This is a genomic window from Gordonia sp. SL306, assembly GCF_026625785.1.
Lineage (GTDB): Bacteria > Actinomycetota > Actinomycetes > Mycobacteriales > Mycobacteriaceae > Gordonia.
In genome coordinates, this window is sequence record NZ_CP113063.1 from 4,793,017 (window position 1) to 4,815,003 (window position 21,987).

General features: G+C 67.6%; 23 protein-coding genes and 4 tRNA genes. 12 read left to right on the top strand and 15 right to left on the bottom strand.

Annotated elements, in window-relative coordinates; genetic code table 11:
• Positions 1-11: 11 nt before the first annotated feature.
• On the bottom strand, positions 12-644 hold the full coding sequence (locus OVA31_RS21955) for a DUF3000 domain-containing protein (RefSeq protein ID WP_267628659.1): 633 nt from the start codon (positions 642-644) through the stop codon (positions 12-14).
• Positions 645-713: 69 nt separating this feature from the next.
• Here OVA31_RS21955 and hemE point away from each other — a divergent pair, with 69 nt between their 5' ends.
• From hemE to hemQ, 3 genes are all read left to right on the top strand, one after another.
• Positions 714-1,781, top strand: coding sequence for a uroporphyrinogen decarboxylase (gene hemE / locus OVA31_RS21960; protein WP_267628660.1), 1,068 nt, complete (start codon positions 714-716; stop codon positions 1,779-1,781).
• Positions 1,781-3,169 carry an FAD-dependent oxidoreductase gene (locus tag OVA31_RS21965; RefSeq protein WP_267628661.1) on the top strand — a complete coding sequence of 463 codons (1,389 nt, stop codon included), beginning with the start codon at positions 1,781-1,783 and terminating at the stop codon, positions 3,167-3,169. Before hemE ends, OVA31_RS21965 begins: the two co-directional genes overlap by 1 nt.
• A 66-nt stretch (positions 3,170-3,235) precedes the next feature.
• Positions 3,236-3,931 (top strand): hydrogen peroxide-dependent heme synthase, encoded by a 696-nt coding sequence (gene hemQ / locus OVA31_RS21970; RefSeq protein WP_267628662.1) that lies wholly within the window; start codon positions 3,236-3,238, stop codon positions 3,929-3,931.
• Positions 3,932-4,005: 74 nt separating this feature from the next.
• Here the strand turns inward: hemQ and msrB are convergent, their stop codons facing one another.
• The 4 genes from msrB to OVA31_RS21990 all read right to left on the bottom strand — a co-directional run bounded on the left by msrB (position 4,006) and on the right by OVA31_RS21990 (position 8,230).
• Positions 4,006-4,434, bottom strand: coding sequence for a peptide-methionine (R)-S-oxide reductase MsrB (gene msrB, locus OVA31_RS21975; protein ID WP_267628663.1), 429 nt, complete (start codon positions 4,432-4,434; stop codon positions 4,006-4,008).
• Complete coding sequence (locus OVA31_RS21980) at positions 4,431-5,717, bottom strand: glycosyltransferase family 87 protein (protein WP_267628664.1); 1,287 nt, start codon at positions 5,715-5,717, stop codon at positions 4,431-4,433. The genes msrB and OVA31_RS21980 overlap by 4 nt, the downstream gene beginning before the upstream one ends.
• A gap of 74 nt (positions 5,718-5,791) precedes the next feature.
• Positions 5,792-7,330: an alpha/beta fold hydrolase gene (locus tag OVA31_RS21985; RefSeq protein ID WP_267631652.1), complete on the bottom strand. Its 1,539-nt coding sequence runs from the start codon at positions 7,328-7,330 to the stop codon at positions 5,792-5,794.
• A gap of 108 nt (positions 7,331-7,438) precedes the next feature.
• Positions 7,439-8,230: a dihydrofolate reductase family protein gene (locus tag OVA31_RS21990; protein ID WP_267628665.1), complete on the bottom strand. Its 792-nt coding sequence runs from the start codon at positions 8,228-8,230 to the stop codon at positions 7,439-7,441.
• Between the two features lie 35 nt (positions 8,231-8,265).
• Here OVA31_RS21990 and zapE point away from each other — a divergent pair, with 35 nt between their 5' ends.
• Positions 8,266-9,279, top strand: a complete 1,014-nt coding sequence (gene zapE, locus OVA31_RS21995) for a cell division protein ZapE (protein ID WP_267628666.1) — start codon at positions 8,266-8,268, stop codon at positions 9,277-9,279.
• A 13-nt stretch (positions 9,280-9,292) separates the two neighbouring features.
• On the opposite strand, the gene OVA31_RS22000 is transcribed toward zapE, so the two are convergent.
• Genes OVA31_RS22000 through OVA31_RS22015 form a run of 4 tightly spaced genes read right to left on the bottom strand, consistent with a single transcriptional unit; the run spans position 9,293 to position 11,601 of the window.
• Complete coding sequence (locus OVA31_RS22000) at positions 9,293-9,853, bottom strand: GNAT family N-acetyltransferase (RefSeq protein WP_267628667.1); 561 nt, start codon at positions 9,851-9,853, stop codon at positions 9,293-9,295.
• A gap of 29 nt (positions 9,854-9,882) precedes the next feature.
• Positions 9,883-10,332, bottom strand: coding sequence for a DUF1622 domain-containing protein (locus tag OVA31_RS22005; protein ID WP_267628668.1), 450 nt, complete (start codon positions 10,330-10,332; stop codon positions 9,883-9,885).
• A 38-nt stretch (positions 10,333-10,370) separates the two neighbouring features.
• Positions 10,371-11,009, bottom strand: coding sequence for a carboxymuconolactone decarboxylase family protein (locus tag OVA31_RS22010; protein WP_267628669.1), 639 nt, complete (start codon positions 11,007-11,009; stop codon positions 10,371-10,373).
• A gap of 25 nt (positions 11,010-11,034) precedes the next feature.
• Entirely contained in the window at positions 11,035-11,601 is a 567-nt protein-coding gene (locus tag OVA31_RS22015) for a VOC family protein (protein ID WP_190268292.1), read from the bottom strand.
• Positions 11,602-11,659: 58 nt separating this feature from the next.
• On the opposite strand from OVA31_RS22015, the gene OVA31_RS22020 reads away from it, so the two are divergent.
• The 5 genes from OVA31_RS22020 (at position 11,660) to OVA31_RS22040 (ending at position 16,554) form a co-directional block, all read left to right on the top strand.
• Positions 11,660-12,292, top strand: a complete 633-nt coding sequence (locus OVA31_RS22020) for a TetR/AcrR family transcriptional regulator (RefSeq protein WP_267628670.1) — start codon at positions 11,660-11,662, stop codon at positions 12,290-12,292.
• Between the two features lie 41 nt (positions 12,293-12,333).
• On the top strand, positions 12,334-12,762 hold the full coding sequence (locus tag OVA31_RS22025) for a nuclear transport factor 2 family protein (RefSeq protein ID WP_267628671.1): 429 nt from the start codon (positions 12,334-12,336) through the stop codon (positions 12,760-12,762).
• A complete protein-coding gene (locus tag OVA31_RS22030; RefSeq protein WP_267628672.1) occupies positions 12,759-13,952 on the top strand; it encodes an acyl-CoA dehydrogenase family protein in 1,194 nt (397 codons plus the stop codon). Before OVA31_RS22025 ends, OVA31_RS22030 begins: the two co-directional genes overlap by 4 nt.
• Positions 13,953-13,957: 5 nt before the next feature.
• Positions 13,958-15,319 (top strand): phosphotransferase family protein, encoded by a 1,362-nt coding sequence (locus OVA31_RS22035; RefSeq protein WP_267628673.1) that lies wholly within the window; start codon positions 13,958-13,960, stop codon positions 15,317-15,319.
• Between the two features lie 251 nt (positions 15,320-15,570).
• Positions 15,571-16,554: an alpha/beta hydrolase gene (locus tag OVA31_RS22040; RefSeq protein ID WP_267628674.1), complete on the top strand. Its 984-nt coding sequence runs from the start codon at positions 15,571-15,573 to the stop codon at positions 16,552-16,554.
• Positions 16,555-16,608: 54 nt separating this feature from the next.
• On the opposite strand, the gene OVA31_RS22045 is transcribed toward OVA31_RS22040, so the two are convergent.
• From OVA31_RS22045 to OVA31_RS22060, 4 genes are all read right to left on the bottom strand, one after another.
• Positions 16,609-16,875: a hypothetical protein gene (locus tag OVA31_RS22045; RefSeq protein WP_267628675.1), complete on the bottom strand. Its 267-nt coding sequence runs from the start codon at positions 16,873-16,875 to the stop codon at positions 16,609-16,611.
• 144 nt (positions 16,876-17,019) lie between these two features.
• Positions 17,020-17,094: transfer RNA gene (locus OVA31_RS22050), tRNA-Val, on the bottom strand.
• 22 nt (positions 17,095-17,116) lie between these two features.
• Positions 17,117-17,190: transfer RNA gene (locus OVA31_RS22055), tRNA-Cys, on the bottom strand.
• 24 nt (positions 17,191-17,214) lie between these two features.
• A tRNA-Gly gene (locus OVA31_RS22060) sits at positions 17,215-17,287 on the bottom strand.
• Between the two features lie 212 nt (positions 17,288-17,499).
• Between OVA31_RS22060 and OVA31_RS22065 the strand changes: the two genes are divergently transcribed.
• Positions 17,500-17,574 (top strand) — tRNA-Val (locus tag OVA31_RS22065).
• Positions 17,575-17,869: 295 nt separating this feature from the next.
• Here the strand turns inward: OVA31_RS22065 and OVA31_RS22070 are convergent.
• Both OVA31_RS22070 and OVA31_RS22075 read right to left on the bottom strand, forming a co-directional pair.
• A complete protein-coding gene (locus OVA31_RS22070; RefSeq protein ID WP_267628676.1) occupies positions 17,870-19,177 on the bottom strand; it encodes a glycosyltransferase in 1,308 nt (435 codons plus the stop codon).
• Complete coding sequence (locus tag OVA31_RS22075; RefSeq protein ID WP_267628677.1) at positions 19,174-19,761, bottom strand: TetR/AcrR family transcriptional regulator; 588 nt, start codon at positions 19,759-19,761, stop codon at positions 19,174-19,176. The genes OVA31_RS22070 and OVA31_RS22075 overlap by 4 nt, the downstream gene beginning before the upstream one ends.
• A 143-nt stretch (positions 19,762-19,904) precedes the next feature.
• Between OVA31_RS22075 and OVA31_RS22080 the strand changes: the two genes are divergently transcribed.
• Entirely contained in the window at positions 19,905-20,480 is a 576-nt protein-coding gene (locus OVA31_RS22080) for a dihydrofolate reductase family protein (protein WP_267628678.1), read from the top strand.
• Between the two features lie 173 nt (positions 20,481-20,653).
• A complete protein-coding gene (locus OVA31_RS22085; RefSeq protein WP_267631653.1) occupies positions 20,654-21,982 on the top strand; it encodes a glycosyltransferase 87 family protein in 1,329 nt (442 codons plus the stop codon).
• The last annotated feature ends 5 nt before the right edge of the window (positions 21,983-21,987 follow it).

The window sequence follows — 21,987 nt, forward strand, 5'->3', positions numbered from 1 at the left end:
TCCGTGGCGACTCAGACCGAACCCAGCTCGGTGACGCCGGCCGGTGGCAGTCCGGCCGCCGCTGACAGGACATCGCAGAACGCCTCGAGGTGCGCACCGAGGTCGAGGCCGGTCGCGGTCCACGAGGCGCGCAGTTCGAGCTGATGAGCCCGCGGCGGCCCGGCGATGTCGCCGTAGCGCACCGACGTCGTCGAGGTGACGGTGCCGCCGAGTGCGGTCACCTCGACGACGCGTTCCGTCGACGACGCCTCGGTGGTGGCGGTCTCGCCCGGCGGCACGCCGAGGGCATCGGACAGCCAGCTCCAGGCCACCTCGGGTAGGAGCGGGTCCATTGCGAGCGCGGCCTCCACCTCGGCCTGGATGTAGGCGACCAGGCGCATCGTCCCGTTCCAGGCGTCCTGGCCTGCCGGGTCGTAGAGGAGGATCAGGCGGCCGAAGGAACTGCCGGTCGAGTCGACCGGGATCTCGTCGGCATCGTCGGTACCGGGCCGGACCTCGGCACCCACCGCGTAGCTGTAGGGGGCCAACCGTTGCGGTGGGCGGATCGGACCGACCTCGATTTCCGGCCGGATCCGCGCGGCGTGCAATGACTCGACCGCGGTGCGGAAGTCAGCAGGCTCCGTCGGAGCTCCAGAAGAGGTCACCGTTCGACGGTAGGGCGGGCCACCCCACCGCCGTCGGAGGCGCGCCGACACATGGCAGAGTAGGCAGTGATGTCCGAGAAAACGCGATCCCAGGCCCGTCGTGCGCACCATCGTCCGCTGGTCGCCGCCGCCACCGGTGGGACACCCAGCCGTCGACCCGTGTGGTTCATGCGCCAGGCCGGGCGATCCCTGCCGGAGTACCGCGCCATCCGGGCCGACCACGGGATGCTCGAGTCGTGCTTCGATCCGGAATTGGTCTGCGAGATCACCATGCAGCCCGTGCGCAGGCACGACGTGGATGCCGCGATCCTGTTCTCCGACATCGTGGTGCCGTTGAAGGCAGCGGGCATCGACCTCGACATCGTGGCAGGCACCGGGCCGGTGATCGCGCAGCCGATCCGGACGTCCGCCGACGTCGCGGCACTGCCGCGGCTGGAGCCCGAATCCGTCGGCGCGATCGCCGGTGCGATCGAGCTCCTTCTCGACGAACTTCCCGAGGCCGCGGCACTGATCGGGTTCGCGGGCGCGCCGTTCACCCTGGCGTCGTACCTGATCGAGGGCGGCCCGAGCCGGAACTACGCGCGGACCAAGTCGTTGATGCACGGTGAACCCGAGACGTGGCATGCCCTGATGGGCCGGCTCGCCGACATCACCATCGCCTTCCTGCGCGTCCAGCTCGACGCGGGCGTCGATGCCGTTCAGTTGTTCGACTCCTGGGCCGGCATGTTGTCGCTCGCCGACTACCAGACCTATGTGGCGCCGCACAGTGCACGTGTCTTCGCCGAGGTCGCCGACTACGGCGTGCCCCGCATCCACTTCGGCGTCGGAACCGGCGAACTGCTGGCCGCGATGGCCGACGCGGGCGCCGACGTGATCGGGGTCGACTGGCGCGTGCCCCTCGACGAGGCGGTGCGCCGGGTCGGACCCGGAAAAGCCGTCCAGGGCAACCTGGACCCGACGCTCCTGTTCGCCGGTTCCGACGTCGTCGAGCGTGAGGTCCGGCGGGTGATCGCCGACGGCGAGCGGGCGGTCCGCGCGGGCGCGACCGGGCACATCGTCAACCTGGGCCACGGTGTGCTGCCCGACACCGACCCCGAGGTGCTCACCCGGGCCGTCGAGCTGATCCACACGATCTGATGACGCGGGTCGCGGTGGTCGGCGGCGGCATCTCCGGACTGACGGCCGCATACCGACTGCGCCGGGCACTGGGCCACGACGCGCAGATCGACCTCTTCCAAGCGGGTGAGCGACTGGGCGGCGACCTGCGGACCCTGGAGGTCGGTGGTCAACCCGTCGACGTGGGGGCCGAGGCGTTCATCGTGCGCCGGCCGGAGGCGCTGGACCTGATCACCGAACTCGGACTGTCCGACCGGATCGTCTCGCCGACCGCGCGTCGGCCTGCGGTCTGGGCCGGGGGGCGGCTGCACCCGATGCCCACCCCGGCGCTGATGGGCATCCCCGTCGGCGCGGAAGCCGTTGCCGGACTGGCCGATCCGGACGACTTGGACCGGATCCGGGCCGAACCAGAGCGAACCCTCGACTGGCATGCGGACAGCGCACCGACGGTGGGGGAGCTGGTGGCGGACCGCTTCGGCCCGTCGGTTGTCGCGCGCAGCGTCGACCCCATGCTGGGTGGCGTCTACTCGAGCCTGGCGGGCGACATCGGCGTGCGCGAGTCGATTCCGGCCCTCGCGGCCCGCCTCGATGCCGGCGCACCGAGTCTGTCGGCGGCGGTGGCGGATCTGACCTCCCAGGCGACGGGGTCCGGTCCGGTGTTCGGGACGCTGATCGGCGGGTACTCCGTACTGCTCGACACCCTGGCGGACGCCGCCGGGATCGAACCGCAGTTCTGCTCGTTCGTCACAGGAGTGACGCCACGGTCGGGTGGCTGGACCCTCGACCTGGGTGACCGGGCCGCCGACTACGACGGGGTGGTGCTGGCGATCCCGGCCTGGCTGGCCGGCCACATCCTGCGCCGCTCGCTGCCGGACCTCGCCGCTCCGCTGATCGCCGTCCAGCGGGCCTCATCGGTGGTGGTGTCCATCGCGCTCGCGCCGGGCACGCCGCTGCCGGACCATTCCGGGGTGCTCGTGGCCACCGGAGACAGCTTGCGCGCCAAGGCCTTCACCTTCAGCTCGCAGAAGTGGCCGCATCTGTCGGGCGACGACCGTCCGGTGTCTGTGCGGGCGTCCTTCGGCAGGTTCGGCGCCCCGGTGCCCGACGACTGCAACGAGGAAGGAGTCGACACCCGGATTCGCGACGAGGCTCTGGAGGATCTCGACGACGTCTGTCGGGCGGCGGGAGTCCCGGCGCCGTCGGCACGCGTGACCGACGTGTTCGTGCAGCGCTGGACGAACGGGTTGCCGGTCTATCGTCCGGGACACCTGGCGGCCATGGCCGACGTCGTGCGGTCACGGCCCGCCCGCCTGGCTTTCGCGGGCTCCGCCTACGCCGGGGTCGGCGTACCGGCCTGCATCGGCCAGGCCGGGCGCGCGGTGACCGACCTGCTCGCGGATCTCACCTGATCGAGCCGACCTCGACTCGCTCGACCTGACTGTCCGGATGGTTTCGTCCGGTGGCACCATGAACCCATGAGCCGCTTGGACTATGCAGAACTCAATGCCACCGTTCGTTATCTGATGTTCTCGGTGTTCGCGGTCCGCCCCGGCGAGCTCGGGACCGACCGCGATCAGGCGAAGGCCGACGCCACGGACTTCGTCAAGTCGCTGGAGGACTCCGGGGTGGTGGTCCGCGGCGTGTACGACGTCTCCGGCCTGCGCGCCGACGCCGACTTCATGATCTGGTGGCATGCCGAGGAGGTCGAGCAGCTACAGGCGGCGTATGCGCGGTTCCGTCGGGAGACGATCCTCGGAAAGGCGTGCGATGCGGTGTGGAGCAACGTCGCATTGCATCGTCCGGCCGAGTTCAACAAGAGTCACATCCCGGCGTTCCTGGCCGGCGAGGAGCCCGGCAACTACATCTGCGTCTACCCGTTCGTCCGGTCCTACGAGTGGTACCTGCTGCCCGACGAGGAACGCCGCAAGATGCTCGCCGACCACGGCATGGCCGCCCGCGCCTACAAAGATGTCCGAGCCAACACCGTGTCGTCGTTCGCGCTCGGCGACTACGAGTGGCTGCTCGCCTTCGAGGCGCCGGAGTTGCACCGGATCGTCGACCTCATGCGCGACCTGCGCGCCACCGAGGCACGTCTGCACGTACGTGAGGAGACCCCGTTCTTCACCGGCCCGCGGGTCGAACCCACCGCGCTGATCGATGCACTGCCCTGAGTGTTGCGTGGTCTCGATATGCCGACGAACCTCGATATGCCGACGAACGGAGTGAGGGCGTATCGAGACTGCTCTCAGTCCTCGGCCGGCTCGAGCGTGAGGCTGATGGAGTTGATGCAGTACCGGAGATCGGTCGGGGTGTCGTAGCCCTCGCCTTCGAAGACGTGGCCCAGGTGGCTGCCGCAGTTGGCGCACAGCACCTCGACGCGGCGCATACCGAGTGAGCTGTCGACGCGTTCGATGATGGCGTCCCCGGCGAGCGGGGAGAAGAACGACGGCCATCCGCAGTGCGACTCGAATTTCTGCTCGCTGCGGAACAGTTCGGCCTCGCACGCGCGGCAGCGGTACACGCCGAGGGTTGTGGTGTCGGTGTACTCGCCGGTGAACGGTGCCTCGGTGCCTGCCTGCCGCAGGACGCGATACTCCGCTGGGGTCAGCCGTTCACGCCACTGCTCGTCGGTGATCTCGGCGGCATGGGAGTCGGCAGGAGGGTTCGAGGTCATTTCTCCACGGTAGCCACTGCGCCGCGACCCTCGCCACCGTCGCCGGACCGCTCGGTCGGCGACGGCTCACCGACATCGGCTGCGGCGTCGTCGTCGAGCGACGTGACGCCGTCGCGACGCATGTCGAGGTATCGGAACAGCAGCGAGCAGAAGACTGCGATCATCAGCAGCGACCAGCCCCAGGTGACCTTGTTGAACTCCAGCTGCCGGCCGAAGGCTTCCCACCGTACGGAGTAGAACGAGTCGAAACTCATGCAGCCGTACACGCCCAGCCATGCCGGCCAGTTGCGCATCGTCGAACCGGTGAGGAAGACGGTCATCAGCAGCGGGAACAGGAGCATCGAGTAGTAGCCCTGACCCAGTGCGCCCACCAGGAAGGTGGTCACCAGCAGCACCCCCGACGACGTGGTGAGCCACAGGAGCTCGTCGGTGCGACGGTAGTAGCGATAGAGGAACCAGAGGGCGAACACCGCCATGGCCAGGAACGCGACGCGGAGCAGGATGATCAGCCAGTCCGCGACCCCGAAGTAGGCGCCGTTGCCCGCGATCGAGCTGTTGTAGTAATCCCGGGCCTCGTTGAGATACGGCAACGTCCGGCTGATGAATTCCTTCGGATCCACGACGAGCGGCCAGGCCACCACGGTCAGGATCACCGGAATCCCGATGGCGGTGATCAGGACCCGCCACTGTCGGTTGAGCAGTGGCAGCAGCAGCAGCGGCAACAACACGGGTTTCACCGCGATCGTGAGTGCGATCGGGACCCCGGCCCAGAGATCTCGGCGCCGCATCATCAGCAACATGAAGGCGAGCATGCCCAGCAGGACGAAGGAGTTGAAGTTCGTGAAGATCAGTGTGTGCGCGACGGTCTCGGTACTGAAGAAGAAGAACAGCACCACCGGCACCACCCACGACCGCGCGGAGTAGCCGAAGAGTTTGGCGAGCAGGTACGCGCTGGCGATGAGCGCCAGGACGCTGATCGCGATGAACAGCCAGCGCGCCCGCTCGGGATCGACGATGGCCATCGGGGCCATCAGCAGGGTTCCCGACGGCGGGTACAGGTAGTGGGGATCGACGGTGTTGAGGTTCTCGCCGTAGACCGGTTGACGATTCAGGAACTGCAGGGCTGCCTGATAGACGGGCTTGAAGTCGTCGGTGCGGTCGCCGTTGACGCCGAGGATCACCGAGCGGTGGAAGATCATCATGATGGTGATCGGCCACAACACCAGCGGGATGATTCGCTGCGCACTCATCTGCGGGTGGAGGTACCTGTCGAGAATCGCCACCCGCGAACCGTACTACGTCGGCGCGCCCACATCCGCACAGCCTGTGTCCTTCGCGCTGCGCCGGTGCAGGTCGGTCAGGTCGGGCAGCCGCGTTCGGTGGGCTCCCCGAGGGGCCGATTGCCGAGGTACTGCGTCACCGTGTCGGCGGCGCATCCGCTCCGCGCCAGCACCGAGTAGCCCAGCCCGTCCCACGAGACGGTGGTCGGCGTGACGCCCGCCTTGATGAACAGCGCCTTGAGGGCGTCTGCCCCGCCGGCGCCGTTGACGGGATCGTTCGTCCCCGCGAGCACCAGCGGATCGATCGGTAGCGCATTGGGCGGATTGGTCGGTGTCGACGACGCCCAGCCGTTGCACCGCAGCATCGAGAGCGCGCTGTCGGCGCCGGTGAGCGGATTCTGCTTGGTCCACGCATCGACCAGCCCCGGGATCTCGTTCTGGCCGATCGGACCGCTGACGTCGTTGCAGCGGGAGACCAGCTGCCCGTCGCCGGTCCGCAGTCCCTCTGCGCGCTCGGCAAGAGCCTTCAGCGCCGCGGTGTCGCCACGATCGGCGCTCGAGATCGACGAGGCCAGATCGGTCACCGCCTGCGGGCGATTGGGTGCCAGCGCCAGTGCGGAGGTGATCGCCGACAGGGCTTGGGTGTCCGACAGGCCGCCGAGACGCCCGGTCCGGCCCTTGGCGAGGACGTCGCCGATGGTCGACATGCCGTCGGCGCCCAGCGGGCAGGATCCGGCGGCGGCGCAACTCTGCGCGAACGACCGCAGGGCGGCCTGCACCCCGGTCGCCTGGGCGGACGCACGGTCACGCGCGTTGGCCCCGAACGCGGTCGGGGTGTCGAGGATGATGCGCCCGGCACGTCCTGAGTAGTTGCTGGCGTAGGCGAGCACCACGTCGGAACCCTCGCCGACCCCGATCAGACCCAGATGGTCGACGCCCCATCGGATGCGCAGGGCCTCGATGTCGGCGGCGGCAAAGGCCGCGCCGAAGTCGAGTTGATGCGGGGTCAGTGTCTCGGTACAGCCGTCCGACGCCGACGATGCGGCCCGCGCGAGCCGGCTGATGCGCTCGGACTGGCCCGAGGTCCCGGCTTCGGGGAGTCCGTTGCGGCTCATCGCCGACCGCTCGATGCGCGTCATGCAGTCGAGGTCGCCGCTCGTCGGGGTGCCCCGACGGTCGATCGCCACCACCGGATGCTGCGACAACAGGCTTCGTCCCGGTCCGGTGGCGAGCAGGAGGAGTGTTCGTGACGACGGCAGGTCCGAACCGGAGGTGAGCACGAGCGGTGCCGCGTCCTTCGGCGTGGCGGCCATCCGCGCCCGGGTCAGCGCGACCGTCAGCGTGTCGCCGGTCGGATTGTCGGGGTTGACGGGCACGTCGAGTTCGGCGCACTCGACGGTGACCCCACCGGGCGCCGGGACACCGAAACGTGCCGCGGACGGCCGGGCGCAGTCCTTCCATTCGAGGTCGGTCTTGGGCGCACCGAGTGCGGGGAGGGCGGGAGCCGCCTTCGACGAGGACGGTGCGGCATCGCCACCACCGCCGCCGCCGGTCACGGCGTCGGGGCCCAGGTCGGGCCCGATCGCGCATCCCGCCAGGCCCATCACCGCCGCCATCGCCGCGGCCGCGAACAGCATCACGGCGGACCGGGATCCGATGCCGGCGGGCCGCCGGGGTGCTCGTCGCATGTCCGCGAGCCTAGTCATCTCGGCGGGACATGCCTGTCATGCCTCCTCGGGGGATGCGCGGGTCCAGCGGATGAACACGAAACCGTCGTCGTCGGTGATGATCGTGACCGGACGCATCCGATGCAGGGCGGCCTGCGCGGGGTGATGGGCGATGCGTCCGGCGTCGCCGGCCACGGCATTGGGACTCGTGGTGACGCAGAGTTCGTCGAGGACGTCGTCGTCGATGAACGATCCGAGCAGTGTCGGGCCGCCTTCGCTGAGCGCGCGCACCCAACCCCGCTCCGCGCACACCTCGAGGACCGATTGCATGTCGACGTCGTCGTCGCCGCAGTCGATCACGGTGGCACCGGCATCGCGGAGTGCGGCGCGCCGGTCCGCGGACGCGGCACGGCAGGTCAACACCACGGTGTCGGGCCCGGCCAGGGGCGCGTAGTCGGTCGGGATGGAGAGGGTGCGTGAGAGCAGGGCGAGCGCGGGTGCCGGGGCCTGCTCGCGTTCGGCGCGCACGGCCGTGAACACCTCGTCGGGCGACGGCTGCCGGTAGCCCTCGACGACGGCGGTGCGGGCGCCGACGATGATCACGTCGGCCAGCGCCCGCAGCACCCGGAAGATCGCCTTGTCGCCGGGTCCGGCGAGGTCACCGGAGCGGCCGTTGTGGGTGACCGCGCCGTCGATGGAACTGACCATGTTGACCCGGAGATAGGGGCGGGGCAGGCACGGCGGAGACGCGGGCCGATCGGGATAGGGATACTGCTCGGCGAGCCACCGCAGCGTGGTGGCCTCGTCCTGCGTCGATGTGACCTGGGTCGCTTTCTGAAGACCGAACATGACTCCATCATCTCCGAGGTGGCTACCCTCCCCATATGACGGCACGACTCTGTGATCGGAATCCGATGGTCGCCCCCGAGGCGCTCATCGACGAGATGGTGCCACCGTCGACCTTCGACACGGTCAGCTTCGACTCGTACATCCCGGATCCCGCCGAGCCCTCACAGGCACAGGCGGTGTCGAAGGCGCGGGATTTCGTCGCACGCGCAAGCAAGGTCCGGGGCGGCAAGCGTGGCCTCTTCTCGCGCAAATCGACCGCTCAGGGGGTCGGCCTCTACCTCGACGGCGGGTTCGGTGTCGGCAAGACCCACCTGCTGGCGTCGATCTACCACTCGATGCCGGAACCGAAGGCGTTCGCGACCTTCGTCGAGGTGACCCATGTGGTGGGTGCCCTCGGATTCGTCAACGCGGTCGAACGGCTCTCCGATCACACGGTGCTGTGCATCGACGAGTTCGAGCTCGACGACCCGGGCGACACGATGCTGGTGTCGCGACTGCTGACCGAGCTCACTGCGAAGGGGGTCTCGATCGCCGCGACCTCCAACACGCTCCCCGGTCAGCTCGGCGAGGGTCGATTCGCCGCGCAGGATTTCCTGCGGGAGATCCGCAAGCTGTCGGCGGTCTTCGAGACGATCCGGGTGGACGGCCCCGACTACCGGCACCGCGACCTCCCGCCCGCTCCGGAGCCCCGCAGTGACGCAGAGCTCGCAGAAGTGGCCGACTCGACACCGGACGCCACGCTCGACGATTTCGACGCGCTGTGTGAGCACCTGAGCACGTTGCACCCGTCGAAGTACAAGGATTTGGTCGCCGGTATCTCGCTGGTGTGCATCCGCGGTGTGCATCCGGCGAAGGACCAGTCGGTGGCGCTGCGTCTCGTCGTGCTGGCCGACCGCCTCTACGACGCCAACATCCCGGTGACCGTGTCGGGCAGCAAACTCGACGAGATCTTCACCGAGGAGATGCTCGCAGGCGGGTATCGCAAGAAGTATCTGCGCGCGACCTCCCGTCTGCTCGCGTTGTCGCGGTTCGCCGAATCCGCCGTGTGACGGGTGTGCCCGGTCAGTTCAACGGCTGCGCCATGATGAAGTCGTGCTCGATCGACCCGTTGAGGTCGAAGGTCTTCACGCCTGCCCGGGTGAATCCCATTTTCGCGTAGAAGCGAAGTGCGCGAACGTTTTCCTGGTTGACGCCCAGCCACGCCAGTACGCTCCCTCGCTCCCTCGCCAGATCCAGTGCGGCACGCATCAACTCGTGCGACGGCGGGGTGTCGCGCCCGAGCGCGTGATGGTCGGGTGCGACATACATCTTGGAGATCTCGGTGACCGGCCGCGCGGTGACCACCGCCGCCACATCCGGGTGGGCCGGGGCACAGTGGTGGATCAACGCGTAGCCCACGATCGGACCACCGACGCCGTCCCGCGCCGTGAGTACATCGCTGTCGGGACTGTGGATGTACGCGGCGAACCGCTCGGGGCGCAGGTTCTCCCGGATGAACCCCGCGATGTCCTCCGACGTCGAGTGCGGTGGACACGCCAGGGGGAAGGTGGCTGCCGCCACCTCGGCGACGGCACTCGCCTGGGCCGGATCGGTGACGGTCTCGATCAATGCTGCGACGGGCACCTTCGCAATCTACGCCAGGCGTGAGACGGTCACTCGCCGGTCGTCGGGGCGGCATCCGGCGGAAGCCCACCAGAGCGTCGTGCGGCCTGCGCGTCCCGGGCCACCGCGTCGCCGATGAGTTGTCCACCGCTGGTGAGTATTGCCCGCCGCCAGGGCACCACACCGTCGATCTCGATCTGGATCGACATGGACAGGACCGTCCGGATCAGCACGATGAGGCCGAGGATCAACGCGTCCTCGATGGACGGCTTGGATGTGATGGTGCGGATGAGGTCGGCGGCCACCAAGACTTCGAGCCCGAGGAGGATCGCGGCGCCGAGGGTGTTCCGGAGGATGCCGAACGCGACCCGCCCACCATCGTCGCGGAGCAACGATCGGGCGCCGAGCACCACCGCGATGACGAATCCGACGATCATCGCGAGCGCGCCGATCACCTCGAACGCCACTGCGACGCCGGTGAACACGGACTCGAAATCCATGGACGTCACCCTACGCACCGACGAATGGTGAGGAGGGTCTACTCGCCCGCGAGATCGGCGGACAGGTCCGCCACCTCCACGCCCTCGGGCACCTGCACCTCGGTGATCCGTTCCGGGACATCGTCGAACTCGAGCTTGAGTGCCTTGCTCATCGTCGCGTGCATGTCGTACATCGCGGTGATGTAGGTCAGCTGGAGGATCTGATCCGGCGGCAGCTGTTCGGCGAGCACGTCGAACACACCGTCCGGTACCCGCCCGCCGTCGAGCACGAGGGCGTCGGTGTAGGCGAGCACCGCCCGCTCGAGCGGGGAGAACAGGTCGCTGACCTGCCACGCCGGGATGGCCGCGATCTTGTCCTCGGGCATCCCGAGCGATCGCATCTGCTTGCAATGCTGCGAGAAGACGAACTGGCTGCCACGTGCATACCCCGCCCGGCCCTGGCCGAGTTCACGCAGCAGCGGATCGACGGTCGAGTTGCGGTACAGGGCGAATCCGCGCACCGCGTGACCGAACACGGCGGGGGACTGGGCGAAGACGGTCCACCAGTCGCCCGGGGTCGCGTGGATGGTGCCGTGGTCGACGGCCGGGTCCTTGTCCTTTCCGAAGAGGTGATCGTAGAAGTAGAGGATCTTCTCGTCGGTGACGTCGGCGCGATGGACCTCGGGCAGGCGTGGCATCGGGTTCCTTTCTCGGTGGTGCAGGTCAGTTGGATGCGCGAACGTGACGGTCGGCCGCGGTCTTCGGTTCGTGAGACACATCCGCGTCGGTGAACTCTCTTGTCCAGCAGGCGAACTCCAAGAGAACACCGTCGGGGTCCTGGAAGTAGAACGACCGCACGAAGGTGCCCGGGTGAACATGGCGCGAGACGCCAGCCGGGCTGTCGTCGTGGTTGAGCACCGGGCTGACCGCGACCCCCTCGGCCTCCAGTCGGGATCGGTACTCGTCGAACTGTTCCGGCGGCACGGCGAACGCCACATGGTTCATCGACCCGACTGCGCTGGCGAGTTCGCCTTCGTCGGGCCGCCCCTTGGGCGCGGCGATTCCGGGTGCGGCCTCAGGGGAGTCCGCCAGCCAGAAGAACGCCACCGTGTTTCCGCCGCCGCAATCGAAGAAGAAATGCTGTCCGAGTCCGGCCGGCAGGTCGAGCGTCTTGACCAAGGGCATACCGAGCACGCCCGAGTAGAAGTCGATCGTCCGGCGCATGTCGGCACACACCAATGCCAGGTGATTGATGCCGCGGAGTTCGAACTTGGGGTTCGTGGTCGACATGGAGCTCCTTCCCGAACATGACTTGACTGTCATGTCATCTTCTTGGATAGTCTTGAACGTGGCGAAGTCGTCTGTCAACACCCCGACAGCACCGGTTGATTCGCTGTCGCCGCGGGGGAGGGCGACCCGTGACTCGCTCCTTGACGCCGCCACTCGGGTCTTCGAACGCGTCGGCTTCCTCGACGCCCGGGTCGAGTTGATCGCGCAGGAGGCCGAGGTCTCCTACGGCACCTTCTACCGGTACTTCGAATCGAAAGAAGAGATCTTCCGAGAACTGAGTACGCGGCTGTTCGTCGATGTCCATCTCCGCGAACCGTCGGCACCGGGCGAGACGCCTGCTGAGCGGTTGATCGCCTCCAATCGCGCCTATTACCAGGCGTATCGCCGCAACGCTCGCATGATGGCCATCGTCGAACAGGTCGCGACCTTCAACTCCGAGTTCCGGGAGTTGCGGCACCAGCATCGGGCCCAGTGGATCGACCGGACGGCCGCAGCCATCAGACGATGGCAGGACGAGGGCCGTGCGCGGGCCGCGCTCGACCCCACCATGGCTGCGCGGGCGATGGCGGCGATGGTCGATCACAGCCTGTATCTGTGGCTGGTCCAGGGCGAGGACGCCGACGAGACGAAGTTGCTCGACACCCTCGACCAGATGTGTTTGGGCGCATTGGGTCTCGACGACCGAGGATAGGGCAGGCCGGCATGGGCGGCCCGAGATGAACGGGGAGATCGATGACGATCGACGAGCTCGCGGATCGCTTCTTCACGGCGATCGAGTCCGGTGACGGCGATACGGTGCGCGCGATGTACGCCGACGACGCGGTGATCTGGCACAACGAGGATCGGACCGTGCAGACCGTCGACGAGAATCTCCGAGTGCTCCGATGGCTCTCCCGGACGGTCGCCGCGCTGCGATACCGCGACGTCCACCGGATCGTCCACGACGGCGGATTCGTCCAGCAGCACGTGCTGACCGGCGTCCTCACCGACGGGACCGAGCTGTCGATTCCGGCGGCCCTGTTCGTCACCGTCACCGACGGCATGATCTGCCGCATCGACGAATACGCCGATTCGGCACACCTCGGCCCTCTGCATGCCATCGCGGCCCGACGCCGCGCGGCCAGGATGCAATCCGACTCCCATCAGAAAGAGCACACATGACCGATCTGGCGACTTCCGTACCCGGCGACGACCTGACCCGACTCTGCGCCCGCATGCGCGCATTCATTGACGACGAGGTGATCCCCCGCGAGCGCGAACTGACCGGCGAAGACGACGCGTCGGCCAAGGTTCTCGACGAATTGCGCTCGCGCGCCAAGGAACTCGGCCTGTGGGCACTCGGCCACCCGTCGGAGGTCGGCGGCGGGGGTGTGCCGTTCATCGACTTCGTCTATCTGAACGAGATCATCGGACGATCGGAGTTCGGTCAGCTCGCGGTCGGTTCGGTGACCATGCAGGACACCATCATGCTGCACAAGCATGGCACCGAGGAACAGCAGCGCAGGTGGATCCCCGGCATGGTCGCCGGGGACCTGCTCCCGTCGGTGGGACTGACCGAGCCCGAGGTCGCCGGATCCGATCCGACACTGATCGCGACCCGCGCGGAACTCGACGGCGACACCTGGGTGATCAATGGCCACAAGTGGTTCACCACCGGCGTCAACCGCGCGGCGTATTGCTCCGTGTTCGCGCGGACCGAGGACGAGTCGGCGCCCCGACATGCGCGGATCAGCTCGATCATCGTGCCGACCGACACTCCGGGATTCGAGATCGTCCGGGCGATACCGACGATGGGCCATGACCCGAGTGACCACTTCGAAGTCCGTCTGACCGATGTCCGGGTTCCCCGGGAGAATCTCCTCGGCGAACGGGGTAAGGGCTTCGTGATCGCGCAGGACCGGCTCGGCCCGGGCCGGATCTTCCACTGCATGCGGTGGCTCGGCCAGGCCCAGCGTGCATACGAATTGATGTGTGAGCGAGCCAATTCCCGCTTCGTCCACGGCTCGTTGCTGGCCGAGAAGGGCGAGATCCACCGATACATCTCGGAGTCGGCGGCGGAGATCCAGGCGGCCCGCCTGATGACCCTCGATGCCGCCCGGGTGATGGACACCGGCGACGATGCGCGCGTTCAGATCGGCCTGATCAAGTTCTGGGGTGCACGGATGCTCCACAACGTGATCGACCGCTCCATCCAGGTGCACGGTGCTCTCGGGCTGACCGCCGACACCCCACTGGAGCGGATGTACCGACAGGCCCGCTACGCGCGCGTCTACGACGGTCCGGATGAGGTGCATCGGATGTCGACCGCGCGCCGGTTGCTCCGCGATCCCAACGCCGCGCCGTGGCGGTGAGCGCGATGAGCGACAGCATTGAGGCGCTCGCGGCCGGGATCGGGGCCGTGCTGGCGGAGGCCACCGGTGCGGAGTTCGTCGTCGACGACGTTCGCCGGCTCACCGGTGGCGCCAGTCGGGAGACCTGGGCGGCCCGCACACACTCCGGTGGAGGCGAACGCACGGTGGTGCTGCGGCGTGACCCACCCGGTCATGGCGAACCGGCCAGGATGCGAGCCGAGGCAGCCTGTCTGAGGGCCGCGGCCGACGCAGGCGTCCCGGTGCCGAGATTGATCGCCGCGGGCGACGACGCGCCGGGGATCGACGCCCCCTATCTCGTGACCGACATGGTCGACGGTGAGGCGATCGCCCGCAAGATCCAGCGGGACGAGGATTTCGCCACCGTTCGTGGTCACCTCGCCCGGGACATGGGTCGGGTGCTGGGGTTGATCCATCGCACTCCGACCGGAACGCTCGACATGCTCGACGATCGCGATCCGGTCGATCTCATCGAGACGATCTACCACGACGTCGACGATCCGCGGCCCGCCGTCGAGACCGGTCTGCGATGGCTTCGCGACCATCGGCCCGACCGTCGGCCGAACACCTTGGTGCACGGCGATTTCCGCATGGGAAACCTCCTGATCGACGGCGCGGGTATCCGTGGTGTCCTGGATTGGGAGCTGGCGCATCTCGGGGACCCGATCGAGGATCTGGGGTGGCTGTGCGTGCGCGCCTGGCGCTTCGGCCAATCGGCGCCGGTGGCCGGGATCGGCTCACGCGAGGACCTGCTGGACGGTTATCGTGACGTCACCGGGGATCGCCCCGACCCCGACGAGCTGCACTGGTGGGAGGTCTTCGGAACACTTCGGTGGTTGGTGCTCAGTCGATTTCAGGCCTACCGGCACCTCGGCGGCGCCGAACACTCGCTGGAACTGGCGGCCGTCGGTCGCCGGGTCTGCGAATCGGAGTACGACCTGTTGCTCGCGTTGGATCTACTCGACGACACTGCTCACGACGCGGAGGTGACGGCCGAGAACAGCGGGGTGCATGATCGGCCCGCGCTGACCGAGATTCTCGACTTGGTGTCCGAGACGCTCCGAGCTGACGTCCTGGCTGCGCTGCCGGCCGAGAGTGGACGTGAGAAGTATCTGCTCAAGATCTGCCTCAATCTGCTCGGCACGGTTGATCGCGAGATCGGCAGCAGCGCATACCAAGTCGCCGTCACGGATGGTCTGGCGGCACTGGGTTTCGCCGACGAGGTGGCGCTCGCGCAGGCGATCCGCGCCGGAGACGTCGACCCGACGGCGGCCGATGTCCGGCACGCGATGTCGGCGGCGGTGTCCGCTCGCCTTCGGGTCGCGAATCCCCGTCATTTCGTCCGTTGATGACGGCGTGAGGTCCACGACGGCCGGGACCCGGTGGTCGGATGGTGTCGGTGGTGGTGAGGGAGACACCCGCAATCAGTGCCCGTGACCGCGCCAATCGTGGTTCACTTGTCGCGGTCAGCCTGTGCCGGTGGCTGTCCGCGCCTGGTAGTCATACGTCGCATCGCCGTCCCTGACGGGCGCAGGTTGGGGGAGTGCCGGGCGGGCTGGGGGAAATGGGGAAGACCACCATGTGGCGGAAACCTGTCGTCATGGGCGTTGCCGTGTGCATCGCGATCGTGGGCGCGCTGACGGGAGCCCCGTCCGCGGGGGCGGAACCGGGGCCGGACGTGTCGACGCCGGCTGCAGGCGGGGCGAGGTTCGTCGCCGTCACCATGTCGTCGCCGGCACGCGCGACGGTGACGGTCTATTCAGCCGCGATGGGGAGGCCCATCAACCTGTCGGTGCTTCTTCCGCGGGATCAGGGGACGCCACGGCCGACGCTCTACCTTCTCGACGGTATCGACGGCGGCGTATATACGAACTACACCGAGAGTGGGTGGACTCACCAGACCGACATCGCGCGATTCATGGCCGACAAGGATGTCAACGTCGTGCTGCCGATCGGGGGCACGGGTTCGTATTACACCGACTGGACGTCGCGGGATCCGGTGCTCGGACTGAACCGCTGGGAGACGTTTCTGACCGAGGAACTGCCGCCGCTCATCGATTCCCGCTTCCGTGGAAACGGGGTGAACGCCATCGGCGGGCTCTCCATGGGGGCTTTGGGCGCGATGTCGCTGGCCGTACGGAATCCCGAGCTCTATTCGGGCGTCGCGGCATTCAGCGGTTGCCTCGACCAGGGGAGCGCCGAACTCCGCCAGGCGACCGCGGCAACGGTGGCCACCCGCGGCGGCAACCCCGACAACATGTGGGGACCGCTGGGTAACTCGGACTGGGCGGCGCATGATCCTGCTGCTCGTGTTTCTGCACTCAAAGGAAAACCGATTTATGTGGCGGTCGGCAACGGGCTCCCTGATCCCTCGCTCGGGCTCGCCGGTATCGCGTCGCCCGTGGGCGGCATCCTCGAGAGTGTTGTCCTCCGATGCACGATGAGTTTCCGAGAGAAGGCTGACCGGGCAGGCGTCAGGGCGACCTACGACTTCCGTGCCGGACTACACTCGTGGGGTTACTGGAATCAGGATCTCCACCGCGCGTGGCCGACGCTGGCAAAGGCTCTGCGCGTCGGCCGCTGACGGGTCGCGCGACGCGGACGCCACATCGTCTGCGTTGCACGAGACTTGCAGGGGCTAGACCGATCCGGCCCAACGTGCGATCAGATCGCGAATGCGTTGCTCGGTGAAGATGTCGGCGCCCGTGTCCGGGTCGATGTACGGCGAGGCATCTGCGGCGACGATCACCCGGTACCGATCGGGATTGTCGAGGTGGTGCACGACTCCGCCGATCTCCACCCGCGCGGTCCTGCCGGGCGTCGTGACATGGAAACCGTGCGGCCGCGTGAGCGCGTTCAGTTCCTCGATCTTGGAATGTGCTGGACCCGGGACCTGAAAGCTCACAATGCGACCTCCTCGGTATCGACGATCTTTCCCACCGTCCCAGGGTAGGGCGGCGACGGGAGACGACGGACGACCCGTGCGGCGCGGGTGGTGGACAACAACAAGAAAGGCACCCTCGAAAGGGTGCCTGACCTGCGATGACAGTGGTGCGCGATACTGGGATTGAACCAGTGACCTCTTCCGTGTCAGGGAAGCGCTCTCCCACTGAGCTAATCGCGCGAGACTATGAAGTTGGAGATCTTGGAGGCGGCGACGGGAATCGAACCCGTGTGCACGGCTTTGCAGGCCGTTGCCTCACCACTCGGCCACACCGCCAATTGCGAGAGGACTCGCTCGCCGAGCGGATGACGGGATTCGAACCCGCGACCCTCACCTTGGCAAGGTGATGCGCTACCAGCTGCGCTACATCCGCATGGTCGGGAGCTGATCTTGTGGATCTTTTGTTGCTCTCGACGCGAAGCAGAACACTATCGGACCACTCCGCACCTAGCCAAATCGCCTGGTCAGCGCGTCGCGTCACGACGGTGAAACATGACGACACGAGAACGGGGTGGGGATTTGGGTTCCGCGCGCCAACCCGTGTAATCTTCCTCCTCGTGCACCGGCGCCGAGCGCGCCGAGCGCGGTCCCGTGGCTCAGTGGAAGAGCGTCCCGTTCACACCGGGAAGGTCGCTGGTTCGATCCCAGCCGGGACCACCAGGTCAGACCGATATTCGCCTCTGCGCGTGCTATTTCCACATCATTTCGTCCCGATTCCGGGCTCTTCCCGAAGGCTGGAGGCCTTTCGCCCGTCCGCCCCGGTCGGTGGACGGTGCGGGTCGCGACATCCCGCGAAGGATTGTCGAACAGCACGACGCGACTGAACGTCGCGAGCCGGTCGGAGAGGCCTTGCACTCAATGAGATCGCCGCACCGTAAATCTGCGACGTTCCGGCACGAACCGCGACGGTGCGGCGTTCTTGCGCTGTTCACGCAGGGTTCGAGCGGTGCGCGGCTCAACTCGGCGTCGGGCTGATCAGATCGTCGCCGTTCGCGCCGTGCCGAACCGGTTCGATCTCCTCGAGTTCGGCGATCAACCTGCCCGCCTCCGCATCACGCCGGATGATCGCGCCGAGCCGTCCGGCCGCGTCGGCATATCCCGGGTCGTCGAGCAGCCCCTGTGTGGCTGCGGCGATCTTGCCGGGTTTCGCCTTGCGGGACAGTGTGATCCCGGCGCCGCGCGTGCTGATGCGCACCGCGTTGTCGGCCTGATCGCGGCCATGGGGGAGTGCGAGTACCGGTACACCGGCAGCGAGTGCTCGCACCACCGTGCCGTGGCCGGCGTGGGTGATGACCACATCCGCGTGGGGGAGGACCTGTGAATGCGGCGCCGCCTCGACGACGGTGACGTTGTCGGCGGCGGTCAGCATGCCGGGATCGACGGCGGGCCCGGTGGTCACGTATCCGCGCACCGGTAGCCCAGCCAGTCCATCGATGACCCGTTGCAGACAGCTCGTCTGATCCTGGAACGTCGATGACAGCGCCACCAGGATCAACGGTCCGTCACCGGCGGGTGGTGTCCACGGGGTGGCCGACGTCCAGGCCGGATCGTCGAGAACCGCTCCGACGTATCGGACGTGGAGTGGCATCTGCGCGGGGAAATCGAATTCGGCAGAGGTCAGGACGAGGTGTTTGCGGGCCAGGTGAACCTGGTCGAAGAACTCCTGCACCGGGGGAAGGCCATACGACGCGCGCACGGAGTTCAGCGCGGGAACGCCCTTGTTCCATTGCCGCAGCGTGAGCGACCGGACGATGCGATCACGAAATCGGGTGACCGGGCCGTGGGCCGGACGCAGACCGAGACCGACCGGAGGCATCCCGTCGACGGGGAGCAGGTACGTGTTGGGGAAGGGCACATCGAACGGGACCCCGCGGGCCTGTGCCGCAACCATCGCGCCGATGGCGAAGAAGGAGCACACCGCCAGATCCGGCTTCACCGTGTCGATGGCGTCTGCCATGTCGCGTGCGTACGCCGGGGCCGGGCCGGCGAACTGGAACTCGAGGAGGCGACTGAACAACTCGAGCGGATTGGTGCACTCCCAATCCCGGTAGGGATCGTCCTCGGGGCGGCGCGAGGCGCGGTTGGGTGCCTCGGTCCACGGGACGAAGGTGGCGCCGGCGGCGGCGACATCGGATGCCATCGAGTCCTCGCCGAGAACGGTGACCTGATGGCCGCGCTCGACAAGGCGTTGGGCCGCACCGAGTTCGGGGGGCACGGTGCCGCCGCCGTCGACGAGTGCGAAGAGGTAGGTGCGAACGTTCATGGTGCGATGCCTCTCAATACACCGACCACGAGGTCGGCCATGGTGGTCTCGGTCTCGGCGCGACTGCGCCGAAGGTCTCGTCGGAGCAGTTTCCAGACGTAGACGTCGGTGGCAGCGTGCAGTGCATCCAGGATGTGTTCGCGCCGTGCCGGATCCGTGGGCAGCGCTGCGCCGAACATCGTCGCCAGCCAGGTTCGGTGGCCGGCGCGGGCGACGTCCATCTGGGTCGCCAGCTCGGGGAAGCGATCTCCAGCCGTCGCCCATCGGACGTTCGCGTCGCCCATGTGTTCGTAGTCGCCGACCAGAGCGCCGACGGCGCCTTCGACGTCACCCGGCGCCGCCGTGTAGCGAGCCGCAGTGGCCTGCTCCGCGAACAATTCCGTGACCCCGACCACCACGCCGGCCTTGGACTCGAAGTGGTTGAGCACGGTCTGGTGTGACACCCCGGCCGCCTTGGCGATCGACGCGAGGGTGACATCCTCGAACGCCTTCTCGAGGAAGAGATCCTTCGCGGCGTCGAGGATTCGGGCCCGCGTGGCGACCTTGCTGTCGGCGCGGCCGGATTGGGTGTAGGTACGTGTCATTTTCATTTGACTGTCACTCAACCACTGATTTGAGTGACAGTCAAGCGAAATGTCCGATTCGCGGCGCGACGATGAGTTGTGAGGTCCCCGTCGGTCTGTCCCTTCGGCACCGACATCCGGTCGGTGGAGTACGGGAGCGACACATGGGCGAGATCGTGGTGACCGAATACGTCTCCGTCGACGGTGTGATGGAGGCACCCGGTGGGGAAGAGGGCTATCCGCACACGGGCTGGACCATCGGGTATCACACGCCCGAACTGCGCGAATTCAAGCGCGGCGAGGTCATCGAGGCGGAGGCCCATCTGCTGGGCAGGCGTACCTACGAGTCCTTTGCGGGGGCATGGCCGCACTACGAGGACGACGACGGTTTCGCCGACAAGATGAACACGATGCCCAAGTACGTGGTGACTTCGACGCTGACCGACCTCGCCTGGAACAACTCGAGCATCCTCGACGGCCCGGTGGTGACGTCGGTGCGGCGTCTGCGGGATGCGATCGACGGGGTGGTCCTCGTCGCCGGCAGCCGAATGCTGGTGCACGCGTTGCTCGAGCACGGGCTCGTCGACGAGCTCCGTCTGACGGTGTTCCCGATCATCCTCGGATCCGGATTCCGCGTCTTCCCGGACACCGAGCAGACGATCCCGTTGGCGTCCGACCAACAGCATGTGCTCGCCGACGGCGTCCGGGTGGACACCTATCGGCTCACCGTCAGCACCTGATCCGGCGGCGTGCGTGCGCGTGACGCCCGAAAGTGTCTGCGACAGTGCGGCGATTCGTCGCGCTGGATCGGGATCTGCGGGAGTAGGTTCGGCACGTGCGCGTCTCCGCTGACGACCCGGTGAGTCGGCGGTGCGCGCCCGAGATCGCCTGGTGGCTCATCGGTGTCGCGGCGATGGCAGCACTCGGCGCGGTCGTGTGGCATGCGACGGCGGTCTCGCCGGGCAATCCGTTCTACGGCCTGTTCAACAACTTCACCGACCTCCGGGTCTATCGGGCCGGGGCCCAGACGGTCCTCGACGACCGGCCGCTGTACACCGCGCCGGTCCTCTGGCGACTGGACTTCACGTATCCACCGTTCTCCGCTGTCGTGTTCCTCCCGTTCGCCCTGATGACCCAGCTGACTGCGGCGGTGGTGTGGTGGACCGCATCCTTCGCCGCACTTCTGGGGGTGATCGTGCTGGGCTTCCGCAGCCTCGGCTACCGGATCGGCGGGCGCCTCTGGACTTTCGCGGCCCTCCTGACGGTCTGCTCCACGGTGCTCGAACCGGTGCGCACGACGATCTGGCTCGGACAGATCAACATCTTCCTGATGGCGCTGATCCTGGCCGATCTCGTTCTCCTGGATCTGGTGCGGCCGGGCTCGCGACTCAAGGGTGTCGGTGTCGGGCTGGCGGCGGGAGTGAAGCTGACGCCCGCGTTCTTCCTCGTCTACTTCGCGGTGAACCGCCAGTGGCGTGCCCTTGCGACGGGCGTCGCGTCGTTCGCGGCGACGATTGCCATCGGGTTCCTGGTGATCCCGCGGGACGCGTGGGCGTACTGGACCGACTACGTCGGCGGTGCGACGCGGATCGGTCGGGTCGACTCGCCGGCCAACCAGTCGGTCAACGGATTCATCTCACAGCTGTTGGACTACTTCGACATCCGACGGTTCGCGCATCCGCTGAAGGGCATCCCGGTCTACGAGGCGCCTGCGTGGCTCTGGGTGCCGATCGCGGTGGTCGCCGCGATGCTGGGCCTGTGGGCGGCTCGGGTCGCCCACCGCAGAGGCCAGGAGCTGCTGGCGGTGACCATCGTGGGCATGACGGCCTCGACGGTGTCCCCGTTCTCGTGGGGTCACCATTGGGTCTGGTTCGTGCCGCTGCTCGTCGTCGCGTTCGATTTCGCTTACCGAGGGTCCGTCGAGTGCGGGGCCGGGGCGTGGTGGCGCTGGCTCGCGCCTGCCACCGTGATCACGCTGTCGTTCACGTGGTGGCACCACTGGTACCAGAGCGGCCCGCGGCTGGGGTCCGATCACGCGATCGCCCTGGGGCTCTTCATGATGCCGCGCTGGCCCGACCCGCAGTGGTTCGATCGGGTGGAGGTGATCCTCTACGCGGGCTGCTACCCGCTGGTGCTGTTGCTGACGAACGTCGTCACCCTGGTCGCGGATGCGAGACTACGCCGGCGGGAGCGCGAGGAGGACGTCGTCGCGCGTCCGGAGCCGGTGGCGTCCGTCGCGTAGGCTGG